This window comes from Kribbella solani (assembly GCF_014205295.1).
Classification (GTDB): domain Bacteria; phylum Actinomycetota; class Actinomycetes; order Propionibacteriales; family Kribbellaceae; genus Kribbella; species Kribbella solani.
Map to the genome: position 1 here is coordinate 4,244,574 of NZ_JACHNF010000001.1, position 14,065 is coordinate 4,258,638.

General features: G+C 68.5%; 11 protein-coding genes. 4 read left to right on the forward strand and 7 right to left on the reverse strand.

What is annotated here, in order from left to right:
• Positions 1-147: 147 nt before the first annotated feature.
• Complete coding sequence (locus HDA44_RS19300; protein WP_202887437.1) at positions 148-1,452, forward strand: Dyp-type peroxidase; 1,305 nt, start codon at positions 148-150, stop codon at positions 1,450-1,452.
• Here HDA44_RS19300 and HDA44_RS19305 read toward each other — a convergent pair.
• Positions 1,449-3,047 (reverse strand): helix-turn-helix transcriptional regulator, encoded by a 1,599-nt coding sequence (locus HDA44_RS19305; RefSeq protein ID WP_337906824.1) that lies wholly within the window; start codon positions 3,045-3,047, stop codon positions 1,449-1,451. The genes HDA44_RS19300 and HDA44_RS19305 overlap by 4 nt on opposite strands.
• Positions 3,048-3,166: 119 nt before the next feature.
• Here HDA44_RS19305 and HDA44_RS19310 point away from each other — a divergent pair, with 119 nt between their 5' ends.
• Positions 3,167-3,799, forward strand: a complete 633-nt coding sequence (locus HDA44_RS19310) for a TetR/AcrR family transcriptional regulator (RefSeq protein ID WP_184836380.1) — start codon at positions 3,167-3,169, stop codon at positions 3,797-3,799.
• The gene (locus tag HDA44_RS19315) at positions 3,796-5,625 is read left to right on the forward strand and encodes an alpha/beta fold hydrolase (protein ID WP_184836382.1); all 1,830 of its coding nucleotides are present in this window, start codon (positions 3,796-3,798) and stop codon (positions 5,623-5,625) included. Before HDA44_RS19310 ends, HDA44_RS19315 begins: the two co-directional genes overlap by 4 nt.
• A gap of 2 nt (positions 5,626-5,627) precedes the next feature.
• Here the strand turns inward: HDA44_RS19315 and HDA44_RS19320 are convergent, their stop codons facing one another.
• A complete protein-coding gene (locus tag HDA44_RS19320; protein ID WP_184836384.1) occupies positions 5,628-6,860 on the reverse strand; it encodes an NAD(P)/FAD-dependent oxidoreductase in 1,233 nt (410 codons plus the stop codon).
• Positions 6,861-7,046: 186 nt separating this feature from the next.
• Between HDA44_RS19320 and HDA44_RS19325 the strand changes: the two genes are divergently transcribed.
• Entirely contained in the window at positions 7,047-7,904 is an 858-nt protein-coding gene (locus HDA44_RS19325) for an AraC family transcriptional regulator (protein ID WP_184836386.1), read from the forward strand.
• Positions 7,905-7,941: 37 nt separating this feature from the next.
• Here the strand turns inward: HDA44_RS19325 and HDA44_RS19330 are convergent, their stop codons facing one another.
• From HDA44_RS19330 to HDA44_RS19350, 5 genes are read right to left on the reverse strand one after another with little or no spacing between them, the layout of a single operon-like run.
• Complete coding sequence (locus HDA44_RS19330) at positions 7,942-9,408, reverse strand: glycoside hydrolase family 3 protein (protein ID WP_184836388.1); 1,467 nt, start codon at positions 9,406-9,408, stop codon at positions 7,942-7,944.
• Complete coding sequence (locus HDA44_RS19335) at positions 9,405-10,394, reverse strand: Gfo/Idh/MocA family protein (protein WP_184836390.1); 990 nt, start codon at positions 10,392-10,394, stop codon at positions 9,405-9,407. The genes HDA44_RS19330 and HDA44_RS19335 overlap by 4 nt, the downstream gene beginning before the upstream one ends.
• On the reverse strand, positions 10,391-12,253 hold the full coding sequence (locus tag HDA44_RS19340) for a dipeptide ABC transporter ATP-binding protein (protein ID WP_184836392.1): 1,863 nt from the start codon (positions 12,251-12,253) through the stop codon (positions 10,391-10,393). Before HDA44_RS19340 ends, HDA44_RS19335 begins: the two co-directional genes overlap by 4 nt.
• Positions 12,246-13,115 carry an ABC transporter permease gene (locus tag HDA44_RS19345; RefSeq protein WP_184836394.1) on the reverse strand — a complete coding sequence of 290 codons (870 nt, stop codon included), beginning with the start codon at positions 13,113-13,115 and terminating at the stop codon, positions 12,246-12,248. The genes HDA44_RS19340 and HDA44_RS19345 overlap by 8 nt, the downstream gene beginning before the upstream one ends.
• Positions 13,112-14,065: an ABC transporter permease gene (locus HDA44_RS19350; protein ID WP_184836396.1), complete on the reverse strand. Its 954-nt coding sequence runs from the start codon at positions 14,063-14,065 to the stop codon at positions 13,112-13,114. Before HDA44_RS19350 ends, HDA44_RS19345 begins: the two co-directional genes overlap by 4 nt.

A 14,065-nucleotide genomic window follows, 5' to 3' on the forward strand; every position in this document is an offset into this window, starting at 1 on the left:
CCTGTGACTGGCCGGCTCCCCCGCCGCACCCCGCCAATGTGATGACACTGAGTACCACGATCAACACCCCACGCACACGTGACATGGCGGCAGTGTGGCACGATCCCCGATTCGCCCGTACCGCGGGTGATGTGGCACTCTCACTCCGTGCTCGCCGACAGGACGCCGTCCGCGCAGAAGCTCCGAGCAGACCGCCCGTCGCGCCGTACGCTGCTCGGCGCCGCGACCGCGGCCGTCCTCACCGCGGGCTGCGACACGACCACCGACCAGCCCCAACCCGCGCAATCCGAGCCGTCCGCGCAGTCGCAGCCATCCGGGCAGACACAGTCGTCCGCGCAGTCACAGTCGTCCGCGCAGTCACAGTCGTCCGCGCAGTCACAGTCGTCCGCGCAATCCGAGTCGTCCGGGCAATCGCAGTCGCCGGCAGAGTCAGCGTCCGCACCGTCGGCCGTCCCGCCGACCGGCAAGTACCAGGCCGGCGTCACGACCCCGCGAGCTCCACAGCCGAACCTGCTCGCCGTCGTCGCCGATGTGACCCCGTCCACCCCCATCGGCCCGCTACTGGCCGGCCTCGGCGACACCATCCGCGCCCTCACCGCCGGAACCGCCCCACGCCTGGCCGGCCTGGCCCCAGGCGACCTCACCGTCACAGTCGGCATCGGCCCACGCCTGGTACGCACCTCCGGCACCGCGCTGCCCGGCGCGACCGACCTGCCACGGTTCGCGAACGAGCGGATCGACCCAACCGCACGCGGCGGCGACGTACTGCTCCAGATCTGCGCGACCGACGCGCTCCTGCTCTCCGTCGTAGCCGCCGCGCTTCTGGACCACCCCGGACTCAAGGAACGCTGGCGCCAATCAGCCCGCCGCGGCCCGTCCGTACCGGTCGCCGAGAATCTCACCGCGCCCCGCAACCAACTAGGTTTCGTCGACGGAATCATTGGTCCACACACCGAATCCGAGCAGGACCGCAACCTCTGGCTGGCCGGACCCAAACAAGTTGCCGGCGGCACCATTGCCGTCGTCCGCCGGATGGAACTCGACCTGCGCCGCTTCACCGCGCTGTCCAAGGCGGACCAGGAAGCGGTCATGGGCAGGCACCGCGACACCGGCGCCCCACTCTCCGGCGGAAAGATTGCCGACGGCCCCGACCTCGGCGCCAAAACCCCCGACGGCCGCTACCTGGTTCCGGCCGGCGCCCACGCCCGCCGCGCGCATGCCACCGCGATCGGCGTCGGCCTGATGCTGCGCCGTTCGTACAGCATCGACGACCCCGCGCCCGGCCTGCTGTTCATCAGCTTCCAGAACGAGCTCCGTACGTTCACCGCGACCCTGACCCACATGGAAAGCGGCGACGCCCTGCTCCCGTTCACCAAAACCACCGCCGGCGGAACGTTCCTCATCCTGCCCGGCTTCGACGACCAGCATCCCCTCGGCAGCACGCTGTTCTAGAGCAATCCGAGCTCGTACGCGCGCATCAACGCATCCTCACGACTCGACGCCCCGAGCTTCCGATAGACGCTTTTCACCTGCGTACGCACCGTGTTGACCGATACAACCAGCTTCCCGGCAATCTCCGGCGTACTCCCACCCGCGTCCAACTGGCTCAGCACGGCGTGCTCCCGCGTGGTCAACTCCACCAAGTTCAACCGGTCAGGAAACACTTCGCGCGCTTTCGAAAGCCGCTCCCGCGCCTCGTCGGTCAGCGGAAAGTCCTTGATTTCCAGCAGATCCGCCCGATCGGCCGGTGACAGCGCGGCCAGTGAAAGCACCTCGTCCGGCGTACGCAACCGCCCGGCCAGGTCGGCGGCCTCGCGCGCCTCGCTCCGATCGCCCATCCGCAACGCGGCGATTGCCTTGAGCAACAACAGTTGCCGCAGATCCCGGTGCGACGTCACGGTCCCCCAGGACAATCGCGACGCGAGCGCGCGGACGGATTCGTACTCACCCTTGCACAACCGGATTCGTGCGGTCGGCAGGGTGAGCCACGGTTCCTGGGCGCCGGCTTCCTTGATCAGCCGCAACGCGCGCGTGCCGTGACCGTTCGCGATGAGCAGATCGATCCACGCCCGCCGCAGCACCTGCGACGCGGTCTTCAGCTCGGTCAGCTCGGGCGCGTGGCTGAGCCGGAGCGTGCTGAGGTGTACGAGCGCCGACGCCTGGTCACCGCGGTACACCGCGTTCGCGAAGACCAGCGCGGCGACGAACGGCCAGACCTCAACCCGTTTCGTGCCGTCGCCGATGAGGTCCAGGGAACGCGTCACTGCCGCGTCGTCGTACCGGTCGAGGGCGTCCCATCCTTCGGCGATCGATCCGCCGACGGTGAGCAGGTACCGGACTCGCTGGGACGGCGCTTCGACTTCCCGCATCCGATCCAGCCATTGCCGCGCGTACGCGCCGTGGCCGAGGTTCGCGAAGATCATCGCGAGGTTCGCGGCGGCGTTCAGCGCGGCGGCGGCGGTCATCGGTTCGGCGGCCGCGAGCTCGTACGCGTGCCGGTACTGCTCTACCGCGGTCGGCAAGTCATCCATCAACGTCCGGGTAAGTCCACGCTGCAAGGGCAACCAGCCCGGCCGCCAGACACCGTCCGCGCCGGGCAGCGGGCTGAGTTGCGCCGCCCGGTTGGTGAGCCGCTGCCCCAGCTCCTCCGCTTCGGCGCACTTTCCCTGGGCGCGCAACGCGATCATCGCCGCGACGCCGACGGTCGTCAGCGTCGCGACCGACGTTTCCCGATCGACGTCCATCGACGCGACCAGGCGCGTACCGAGCTCCATGTAGTGCCGGAGGTACGGCCGCAGCTCGCCGGCGTCCGGCTGGGTGGCCGCGTAGTACGCGCTGGTCCACGACAACATCAACCGAGGTCGCGCGCGCAACTCCTCGTCCGGCACCTGCGTCAGCACGGCCAGCAACTGCCCGGCCAGCTCACCCTCCACCGCCAGCAAGTGCTGATCACACAGCGCCTGCAGCGCATCCCAGTCCCGCTCCGCCGCCACCCGCGTCAACTCGGCCGGCAGCTCCGCCACCCGCGCGAGCCGGCCACCCCCCACGTCCAAATCCAGGTCCTCCCACCGCCAGATGTAACCCAGCGATCATATTCGCTCTCAGTGAGTAAAGGTCTTGGTCGGCATGTCTCGCGAAAATATGTAGACTGGTCTATATTCAACACATGAGCCCCACGGAGCCAGTACGCAAGGGAGCAGTACGCAAGGGAGATGCGGTCAAGAGCCGGATGGCCGTCTCGATGCTCGAGCTGATCCAACGGCAGGGGTACGCGGGCACCGGGCTGAACGCCGTCCTGGAACACGCGGGCGCGCCGAAAGGCTCGCTGTACTTCCACTTCCCCGGCGGTAAGGAACAGCTCGGCGTACAGGCCATCGCCCTCGCCGCCGACCAGTTCACCGCCCTGATCCGCGAATGCCTGACCACCGACCCGGCCACGGAGCTCGGCGAAGCGATCGAGTCGGCGATCGACGCGCTGGCCGAGCTGATGGCCGCCAGCGACTACACGTTGGGCTGCCCGGTTTCGGTGGTGACGCTGGAGATGGGCAACGCGAGCGAGGCCCTGCGCACGGCCTGCACCGACGCGTACGACTCGTGGGCCGCGCTGGTCGAGGAGTTCCTGGTCGCGCGGAAGGTTGCACCGGCCGAGGCGAAGCTGCTCGGCTCGGCGGCGGTGAGCCTGATCGAGGGCGCGCTGATCATTTCGCGGGCCCGGCGATCACCGCGGCCGTTGCGTGATGCGGGCGCGAGTTTGCGTTCGCTGGCCGGGGCGGCCGCGACGCCGAAGGAGTCACGATGACCACCGGGCCAGTGTCAGCAGCCGAAGCGGCAGTCGCGGAGCGATCCTCGCGGCGTACGGCACTGGTCTTCGGATCGACCGGCTTCATCGGGCGCTGGTTGGTGGTCGAGCTGGTGGCGCAAGGTGTGCCGGTGATCGCAGCGGTACGTACCCAGGCGTCCGGCGAGACCCTCCGGCGCTGGCTCGGCGCACACGGCGTCGACACTGGTGTCGAGTTCATCGAAGCCGATTTCCAGGCGGCCGATCTCGGGGTGGACGACGCTGCGCTGGCCGGTACGACCGAGATCCACAATCTGGCCGGCGCCTTTCGGTTCGGGATGCCGGAGCAGGAGGCGTACGACGGCAACGTGGTGACCGGCCGGCGGATCGTCGAACTCGCTGCCCGGCTACCGCGGCGGCCGCGCGTCGTACACGTCTCGGGGTATCGCGTCGGCAGTCACGGCGACACGGTGCTGACCGGCGAGGCGCGGGCGGCGGCGTACCGGCGGCTGGGCGCGTACGAGGCATCGAAGATCGAGGCCGACGGTGTCGTCAAGCAGACCGCGACCGAGCTCGGCGTCCCGTACACGATCGTCAATCCGTCGACGGTGAGCGGCCATTCAGGCACTGGTGAATCCGAGCAGCAGATCGGGCTGGCGGCGACCGTACGCGACCTGTGGCAGGGCCGTTTGGCCGCGCTGCCGGGGAACGCGGAAACGTTCGTGCCGGTGGTCACGATCGACTATCTGGCCAAGTTCATGGCGCTCGTGCCGACCCTCGACGAAACCCGCGGCAAGTCGTACTGGGTACTGGACGACGACACACCGGGACTGCGGGAAATGCTGACGCTGATCGGAAGGCACTACCGCGTACGCGAGCCGAGGTTGTCGCTGCCGGTCGGGGTCATCCGGAAGCTTCCGCGAGGGCTGACAAAGGCCGACCCGGAGACGTTGAGCTTCCTGGACAGCGCCCGGTATCCGACCGCCGAAGCCCAGGAGCTCGCGGTTCGGCACGGGCTCGTACAGCCGGAAACAGTTCCGGCGCTGCTGCGCTGGGCCGACTATTTGGCCGCGCACCGATTCGGTGCGGTCCGCCCAGGTGATCCCGTACGCCGCTTCATCGACGTCGCCGGTACGCGTACGTTCAGTCTCGGCAATCCGGACGCCGACACCGTCGTACTGCCTCCGCTGCCGCTCAACGCGGACAGCTGGGCCGAGATCGCGAACGCGTTTCCGGACGACTTGCAGGTGGTCGACCTGCCCGGTCTCGGTCTGAGTTCGGGCGATGTCTCCAACTGGACCCGCTGGCTTGAGGACTTGCTGGCACATCGTCCGAGCGTCCATCTCATCGGTCATTCGATCGGCGCCGCGTACGCGCTCGAGTACGCCGCCAATCACCCGGACAAGCTCAGCCGACTCACCTTGGTAGCACCGGCGTTCTTGCAGCCACGCGCCGGAGCACTCGCGCGTTCCCGCCTCGTGGCGACCCTCTGGCTCCGCCGCACCAGCCCCGAATCCCTTGCAGCACGCCTGTTGGGCGACAAGGACCTGGCTCCCAAACTCACGTCATCCGTCCAGGACCTGCGCCGCCCCACGACCGCGCGCCGAATCGCCAACCTCCTCCACCACGGCGCCAACCCAACCCGCCGCGCCGCACTGGCCCAAACCCTCGCCACCTATCCCGGCCGAGTCCACCTAATCACCGGCGAACAAGACCCCCTAACCCCCGCAGCCACCGCCGCCTTCCAAAACACCCTCACCACCATCCCGAACGCCGGCCACTACCCCCAACTCACCCACCCCACCGAGCTCCTCCGCCACCTGACCTCAGCAACCGCAGCGCTCTGACGTCAGCTGGTTGTAGCGAAGGTGGTGGGTGGGACGGTGGGGTCGGCCAGCAGGGTGGGGTCGACTGGGTGGTGGCTGCGGATCAGGTCCTCGATTGGTTCGAGGCCGGATTCCCAGAGGTTTACGTGGAGGCCGGCGACCACCTTGTCATCGGTCAGCCAGAAGGCCTGGAAGGACTCGGCTGAGATGTCGCCTCGGATGACGACGCGGTCGTAGCCCTCCGGGCCGATGCGGCCGGTGAACTCCATTTCGGCCTCGTACTGTTCGGTGCTGAAGTACGGCAGCCGGTCGTACCCGACGTGCCGGCCAAGCATGGACTGGGCGACGACCGGGGCGCAGTGCAGGGCGTTCGACCAGTGTTCGGTCCGCAGATGCCGTTGGTAGAAAGGGCTGTACGAACTCGCGACCTCGCCGATGGCGTAGATGTCCGGGTCCTCCGTACGCAGCGCCTCGTCGACCAGCACGCCGTCGTCGCACGCCAGGCCGGCGCGTTGGGCCAGCTCGACGTTGGGTACGGCGCGCGCCGCCACGATCACCGCATCCGCCGCGAACTCACCGCCGTCGTCGGTCAGTACGCTGCTCACCTCGGACGTTCCGCCGAAGCCGCGTACGGTCCGGCCGAGTTGTAAATCGACGCCGTGGCGAGAGTGCAGGCCCGCGAAGTACGCGCCCATTTCGGTGCCCAGGGCATCGTCCAGCAAGGTCCGGCGGGAGTCGACGATCGTGACGTCACAGCCGTACTCACGCGCCGCGGCCGCGGTTTCCAGGCCGGTCCAGCCGGCGCCGACGACGACGATCCGGCCGCCGTCGAGGATGGTCTCCCGCAGCCGATCGGAATCCGCCGCCCAGCGCAGGTCGTGCACGCCGTCCAGGTCCGCCCCGGGCAGGCCGACCCGCCGCGGCGACGCGCCGGTCGCCAGCAGCAGCTTGGTGTACGCGATCCGCTCACCGGTGGAAAGCTCCACCTCATGCGCGGCGCGGTCGATCGACACCACGCGCTCACCGAGCCGCAGCTCGACCTCACGGGCGACGTGCCAGCGCCGCTCGTGGACGAAGACCTTGGTGCGCTCGTCCTTCCCCAGCAAGTACCCGTTCGACAAGGCCGGCCGCTCGTACGGGCCGGTGGTCTCGTCGCCGATCAGAACGATCCGGCCGGCGAAGCCGTGTTCGCGCAGAGCCTGAGCCGCTCTGGCGCCCGGCAGACCCGCACCGGCGATGACGTAAGTGGCTCTCATTCGCGTGTCACCTTCCAACCGAAGCCGCGGTGTCCTGGGGGGCGAGTGAGCTGGCGGCGTTTTCCGAGTGTCGCAAGCACCGCCAGGTGACAACCACACGACTGTTGCCCAAAACTGGTACTCAGATAGCGCGCCCCAGCTGTCGGCGGATGACCGAGTACGCGCGGGCGACGAGAGGATCACGCGATGAAGCCGCGGCACGAACAACCAGGGATCATCCCGTACGGGATCACGTTCAGCTGCTTCATGCTGCGCCAGGAGTCGTTCGACTTCGCCTGGCAGTTCCACGAGGAGTACGAGCTGGCGTTGATAACGAAAGGCACGGGCACCCGCTATGTGGGTACCACAGTTGCCCCGTACCACCCCGGCGATCTGTTGCTGCTGGGGCCCGATCTGCCGCACACCTTCACGTCGGCGGCGGACCCGGACCGGCCGGCCGAGGCCGCCGTCATCCAGTTCCACCAGGACTTCCTCGGCGCGGGATTCTTCGACCTGCCCCAGTTCTACGAGATCGCCAGATTGCTCGCCGGCGCGTCGCACGGTCTGCTGTTCAGCCCCGCGCCCAGGGTCGCGCGAGACATCCTGACCGCGCTCCCACAGCTCGACAGCGCGGCCGCGCAGACCGTCCGGCTGCTGGAGGTCCTGCACGTGCTCTCCCGCTGCCGGGACGCCCTACCCATCACCGGGCCCGGCTACACCCCGGCCCCCGACGCGTCCGTGCGTGAGCGCATCGACAAGGTCTGCAGCCACTTGGAAGACGTACACACCAGGCACGTCGAACTGGCCGAGATCGCGGCCCTGGTACACATGTCGCCGACGTCGTTCAGCCGCTTCTTCAGCCACGCCATGGGCCGCACCCTGACCGACTACATCAACCAGCTACGGATCGACACCGCTTGCCGGCTGCTGACGAACAGCAACTCGCCGGTCACCGAAATCGCGGCCCGCAGCGGCTTCGTCAACCTCTCCAACTTCAACCGGCGCTTCCGCGAACTCGTCGGCACGTCCCCCCGCGAGTACCGCAACGCACACCTCCGTAGCTGAGCCGACCGACCGGTCGGCCCAGCTGACAACGTAGGCGTCAGGAGCCGGTCAGCAGGTCTGCCGCCGCGTCCAGTAGGTCCGCGCTGATCCCCCGGGTACGGACCGTTGCCGACTGCCCAGGAGCCGGCCAGCCGGTCTCGACCGTGACGGCGCCGGAGCGCTCCGCAGCGGCGCTCAGCAGATGCTGCTGCCACGGGTGCCGGTGTGGATCGCGGGTCACCACCACTACGGACAGCGTCGACGCGCGGAGCTCATGAGCGGCCGCGGTCGCGGTTGCCTCGTCGTCGACCTTGATCAGCGTCACGTCCGCGCCACGCTTCGCCAACGGCCGCGCCAGCGACCACTCGACCTCGCCGACCGCGAGGTTGTGCGGGCTGTGGCATTCGACCACCAGCAGCTTCTTCCCGAGCCTGAGCTCGGGCGACCGCTCGATACTCCGGGCCGCGGCCGACGCGACCAGGTGGTCGGCGGCCGGTTCGGCGTGTGCCCCGTCGAGCGTCGCCAGCGCCGCGGTCCGCGCGGCCGCGTCGCGCAACCGCTCCACCGACAGCCGCCCGAGCACAACGGCGTTGTACACGGCGGTCGGGATCGCCTTGAGCACGTCCACGTGTTCTTCGAAGCCGAGCTCGATCGTGTCGGTCCCGGCGATCAGCGCCTCGACCGTCCCCTCGACGATGCCGAGCCCACCGGACAGCGGACGCATCTCCATCGCGTCACTGACGATCGTCCCCTCGAACCCGAGCCGCTGCCGCAGCAGCGCCTGGTTCACCACTGGGCTGATCGTCGTGAAGAGCTCCGCATCCAACGCCGGTACGGCGAGATGACCGGTCATGATCGCCCGCGCCCCGGCCTCGATGCCGGCCTCGAACGGCGGCAGCTCGTACCGCTCCAGGTGATCGAGATCGGCGGCGATCGTGGGCAGGTCGTAGTGCGAGTCGAGCGACGTGTCGCCGTGTCCGGGGAAGTGCTTCACGCAGGCCGCGACACCGGCTCGCTGCAAACCACGGACGGCCGCGCGTACGTGCCGCGCGACGAGCGCACTGTCCGCGCCGAACGAGCGGACACCGATCACCGGGTTGTGCGGGTTCGAGTTCACGTCCGCCACCGGCGCGAGGTTCATGGTGATCCCGCACCGGACGAGTCGTTCGCCGATGCTCGCGTACACCTGCTCGGTCGTCTCGACGTCGTCGAGGTACCCCAGCGCCGCCTGGCCCGGGCTGTTGCCGGCCGGCAGCCGCGGCAACCGGGTGACTTCGCCGCCTTCCTCGTCGAGCGCGATCACGATCGGCCGCCCGGCCGCGGTCCGCAGCTGGTCGGTCATCGCCCGCGTGTACGCGTCGTCGGCGGCCAGGTTGGACTCGAACAGCACGACACCGCCGAGACCGTCGCCCAGCAGGCGCTCGATCCAGTACGGGATGGACGGCCCTTCCCAGGACGCCAGTACGCACCCGAGCGCCAGCCTGCGGATCTCCGCCTCGTTGACGCGGATCGGTGGAGGTGTCATGGAGTTCCCTTCCCGGAAGTGGCTGCGGTACGGCGGATCGCGTCGACGAGAGCCAAGGTCCCGGCCGCGTCGCCGGCCAGCTGGTGGCGAGGAGCGGTCGTACCTGCCAGGACCGCGTGGATATGGTCGAGCTGATCGCTGAACAACGGACGGTTGCTGCCCAGTCGCTCGACGCGTGGTTCCTGTCCGGCGACCAGGATTTCGAGCTTGTCCTCCGGGTCGGTCGCGTACGGGCCGGAGACGCGTAGTTCGCCGAGCTCACCGACAATACGGGCAGCCGGCGCGTACTCCGTACTGAAACTGGCCTCGAAGAAGAGGCGTGCGCCGCCGGCGAAATCGACCTCGGCCGACGACGCGAGGTCGAGCCCGGACGAGGTCAGCTGCTGACTGGCCCGGACGACCGAGAAGTCGGAACCGAGCAGCAACCGGGCGAGCCGCAGCGGGTAGACGCCGACGTCGAGCAACGCGCCGCCGGCCAGGGTGGGGTCGTTGCGGATCGTGCCGGTGTCGTCGTTCGGCGAGTGATAGACCCCGTGTACCTCGCGGATCGCGCCGATCGTGCCCTGCTCCACGAGCTCCAGGACGCGCCGGGTCTGCGGGTGGTACAGGAACGCGAACGCCTCCCACGCGTACCCGCCGGTCCGCTCGGCGACCGACGTGACCGTATGCGCCTCGGCCAGGCTGGTCGCGAACGGTTTCTCGCACAGCACCGCCTTGCCGGCCCGGAGCGCGGCGATCGTCCATTCCGCATGCAGCGTGTTCGGCAGCGGGATGTAGATCGCGTCGATGTCCGGATCGTCCACCGCCTGCTGATAGCCCGCGGCGTACCGGTCGATGCCGTACTCCGCCGCGAAGTCCTTCGCGCGTTGCCCGTCACGGGCCGCGATCAGGTGTACCCGCCCACCGCCCACTTCCCACAAGCTCGGAATGAACTCGCCGGACGCGATCTGCGCGGTGCCGAGGATCGCCCACCGCACCACGCTCATGACAACCACCCGGTGTCGCCGGTCGGTACGGCGCCGACGAGACGCTGCGTGTACGCGTGCCGTGGCTGATCGAGAACGGCATTCGTCGTACCCGCCTCGACGATCGTGCCCTGTTCGAGTACGACGATGTCTTCGGTCATCTGGCGTACGACGGCCAGGTCATGAGTGATGAACAAGAGTTGAGTTCCCCCTTCACTGACTTCACGTAGGACCTGCAGTACCTGTCCTTGAACTGATACGTCGAGAGCCGCGACCGGCTCGTCACAGAGCAGAACCTTCGGCGCGACCGCGAGCGCACGGGCGATCGCGACGCGCTGACGCTGACCACCGGACAACGCCACCGGCCGGCGGGTGGCGTAGTGCGCGCCCAGTCCGACCCGTTCGAGCAGTTCCTCGGCGCTCGGCGCCGGCCCCGCGGTCGCCGCGCGACGGCTCAGGGCCTCGCGCAGGATGAACCCGATCGTGTGCGAACGATTCAGCGACGAGTACGGGTCCTGGAAGACACACTGGATCTGCCCGTGGATCTCACGCAACTGCTTACGACCCAGACCGCGATAGCTGGTGATGTCGGTGCCGAGCAGCTCGATCATGCCGTCGGTCGGCTCCTCAAGCCCGAGCAGACACCGCGCGAGCGTCGTCTTGCCGGAGCCCGATTCACCGACGATGCCCAGGCTCCTGCCCTCGCGTAGCGTGAAGTCGATCCCTTTCAGGGCCCAGCTGGACCGGTCACGCTGATAGCTCTTGCGCAGCCCGCTCACCCGCAGGATCTCGGCACCGGTCAGATCGTCGTCGGCCGGTTCCGCGTCCGCCGCCTTGGTTTCCTTGAGTGCGGTACGCAACTCATGCGCGATCTGATCTTGCCGACGGCAAGCACTCGCATGTGTGTCGGTCACCGGAAGCAAAGCCGGTTTGCCGACCTCACAGTCCGGCGTGGCCCAGGCACATCGGGCCGCGAACGCGCACTGATCGAGGACGGTCTCCACAGCCGGTACCTGACCCGGGATGCCGTCGAGCTGCTTACGCCGCCGATCGGTCGGCGGTTCGGCACTGAGCAGACCGACCGTGTACGGGTGCGCGGGACTGTCCGTGAACTCGGTCGGACGTGCTTGCTCGACGACACTGCCCGCGTACATCACGTACACCCGATCGCTGATCGAGAACGCGACGCGCAGGTCGTGGGTGATCAGCAGCACGCCCATACCCCGCGCTTGCTGGACCGAGCGCAGCAATCGCAACACTTCGCGCTGCGTAGTGGCGTCCAGCGCGGTCGTCGGCTCGTCGGCGATCAGCAGCGCGGGATCTTTCGCCAGCGCGCACGCCAGCGCGACCCGTTGCCGCATCCCGCCGGAGAGCTCGAACGGGTACCGGTCGCCGACCGCTGGATCGTCAATGCCGACCTCGGCCAGCCGGCGCGCCACCTCGTCGGCCGCCTGAGTCCGGCTGAGGCTCCGGCCAGTTGCCGAGCGCAACGTTTCGATCAGGTGCGTACGGGTGCGGGTGAGCGGATTGAGAATGGTGAACGGGTCCTGCAACAGCATGGCGACGCCGCCACCACGCAATGAGCGGGCCGACTCCTCGTCCATGCCGACCAGGTCCGAGCCCTGGAAGCGCACCTCACCGGAAACGTGCAGGCCAGGCGGTACGAGCTTGATGGCCGCGCGCGCCGTCAGCGATTTGCCGGCGCCGGATTCCCCTACCAGCGCGACGGTTTCGCCGCGCAGCAGTTCGAGATCCAGGCCGGTGACCAAAGGCGGGCCCTTGATCCCGCGGGTGATCCGCAGGTCGTGCATCGACAACAACGGCGTACCGTTCGCCAACTCACCGTCGGCAGGAGAGTGGAGCACTGCGGGATCAGTCATGGGTGATCGCTTCCTCACTCACGCGGTCATAGGCCCAGTCACCGAGCAGCGTCACCGCGGCCGCGGTCGCCATGATCAGCACGGCCGGAACGAGCGCCGCGTTCGGGTTGTCCGCCAGCAGCACCCGGTTGTCGGCCAGCATCCGGCCCCATTCCGGCGATCCGGCCTCGGCGCCCAGCCCCAGGTAGGACAGCGACGACAAGGCGATCAGCCCGTACACGAAGTCGAGCAGCAGGATCGCCATCGCGGTCGGCATCACGTTGGGCAGGATGTGCACCGCCATGATCCGGCGGCGGGACAGGCCGAGCGTCTTGCAGGCCTCGATGTACGGCAGATGACGTTCGGAGAGCACCGCCGCCCGGACCACTCTGGTGTCCGCGGGGACGGACAGCAGGATGATCACCCCGACCGCGAGGTAGTAGCCACCGCCGAGGACGCCGACCACCACGATCGACACCAGGATCGCCGGCACCGAGTACATCAGGTCGCCGACCCGCATCACGATCGCCTCGATGATCCCGCCGCGGTACCCGGAGATGATGCCGAACAGCAGGCTGAAGAAGGTGGTGACGACCGCGATCAGCGCCGGGCCGACGATCGCGTCCCGGGCACCGGCCATCACCCGGGACAGGATGTCGCGGCCGAGGTGATCCGTACCGAGCAGATGCTCGCCGCCGGGACCGACGACTCCGGTCTGCAACGACTGCGCGGCCGGGTCGTGCGGGGCCAGCAGCGAACCGAAGAGCGCCAGCACGATCACGACCAGCGCGAAGGCGGCCGCCAGCAGTACGCTGACCGGCGGCAGTTTCCGGCGCCGCCGGCCGCTCGTCGTACCAGCTTCGAGGCTGATCGCGGCACTCATCCGATCACTTCCTTGCGCAGCCGGGGATCGATGGCGAGATTGATCAGGTCCACCCCGAGGTTGACCAGCGTCACGGTCACCGCCGCGAACGCCACCAGGCCCTGGACGACCGGAATGTCCTTGCTCTGAACCGCTTGCAGCATCAGCGAACCGAGTCCTTCGCGAGAGAACGTCACCTCGACCAGCACCGCGCCGGCCAGGGTGTACGCGAGCAGCAGGCCGCTCGCGGTGACGATCGGGAGACTGCTGTTCAGCAGCGCGTACCGGCGCCAGATCAGCGATCGGCCGAGACCACGCGAACGCGCGAACGTCACGTAGTCCTGGCCGTACACGCTGAGCGCCGCGGCCCGCGTCTGCCTGGTCACGTAGGCGATCTGGGTGACCGCCAGCGCGATCGCCGGCAGGACCAGGTGCTGCAGCTGGCCGCCGAACCCTTCACCGTTGCCGAACACCGGGAACCAGGCGAGCGCGACGCCGAACACGTACAGCAGGAGCACACCGACCGCGAAGGTCGGCGCGCTCATGCCCAGCAAGGTGAGCATGCTGACCAGCCGGTCGCCCACCTTGTTGCGTTTGGCCGCGGCGTACATGCCGGCCGGAACCGCGATGATCATCGTCAGCACCAGACCGGCCACCGACAGCGCCAGCGTCGGCAGGCTCCGCTCCGCCAGCACCGTGGTCACCGGCTGGTCCGTGACGATCGACTCGCCGAAGTTGAACCGGATCGCCTCCAGGAACCAGCGGAAGTACTGGACCAGGAACGGATCGTCCAGGCTGTACTTCGCGCGGATCGCGGCCATGATCTCCGGCGTCGCCGGGCGGCCACCCAGCAGGATCTGCTCGGGCCGCCCGGGACTGATGTACAGCAGGCTGAACACGAAGAACGACGCGATCACCAGGAGCAGCGCGCCGACGCCGAGCCGCCGCAGTACGTACCAGCCGAGCCTCAC

What these genes read in the sequence shown, in the direction of transcription:
- HDA44_RS19320 (WP_184836384.1), bottom strand. Translation starts at nt 6,860, where the DNA reads ATGAGAGCCACTTACGTCATCGCCGGTGCGGGTCTGCCGGGCGCCAGA.
- HDA44_RS19335 (WP_184836390.1), bottom strand. Translation starts at nt 10,394, where the DNA reads ATGAGCGTGGTGCGGTGGGCGATCCTCGGCACCGCGCAGATCGCGTCC.
- HDA44_RS19340 (WP_184836392.1), bottom strand. Translation starts at nt 12,253, where the DNA reads ATGACTGATCCCGCAGTGCTCCACTCTCCTGCCGACGGTGAGTTGGCG.
- HDA44_RS19315 (WP_184836382.1), top strand. Translation starts at nt 3,796, where the DNA reads ATGACCACCGGGCCAGTGTCAGCAGCCGAAGCGGCAGTCGCGGAGCGA.
- HDA44_RS19325 (WP_184836386.1), top strand. Translation starts at nt 7,047, where the DNA reads ATGAAGCCGCGGCACGAACAACCAGGGATCATCCCGTACGGGATCACG.
- HDA44_RS19345 (WP_184836394.1), bottom strand. Translation starts at nt 13,115, where the DNA reads ATGAGTGCCGCGATCAGCCTCGAAGCTGGTACGACGAGCGGCCGGCGG.
- HDA44_RS19310 (WP_184836380.1), top strand. Translation starts at nt 3,167, where the DNA reads ATGAGCCCCACGGAGCCAGTACGCAAGGGAGCAGTACGCAAGGGAGAT.
- HDA44_RS19330 (WP_184836388.1), bottom strand. Translation starts at nt 9,408, where the DNA reads ATGACACCTCCACCGATCCGCGTCAACGAGGCGGAGATCCGCAGGCTG.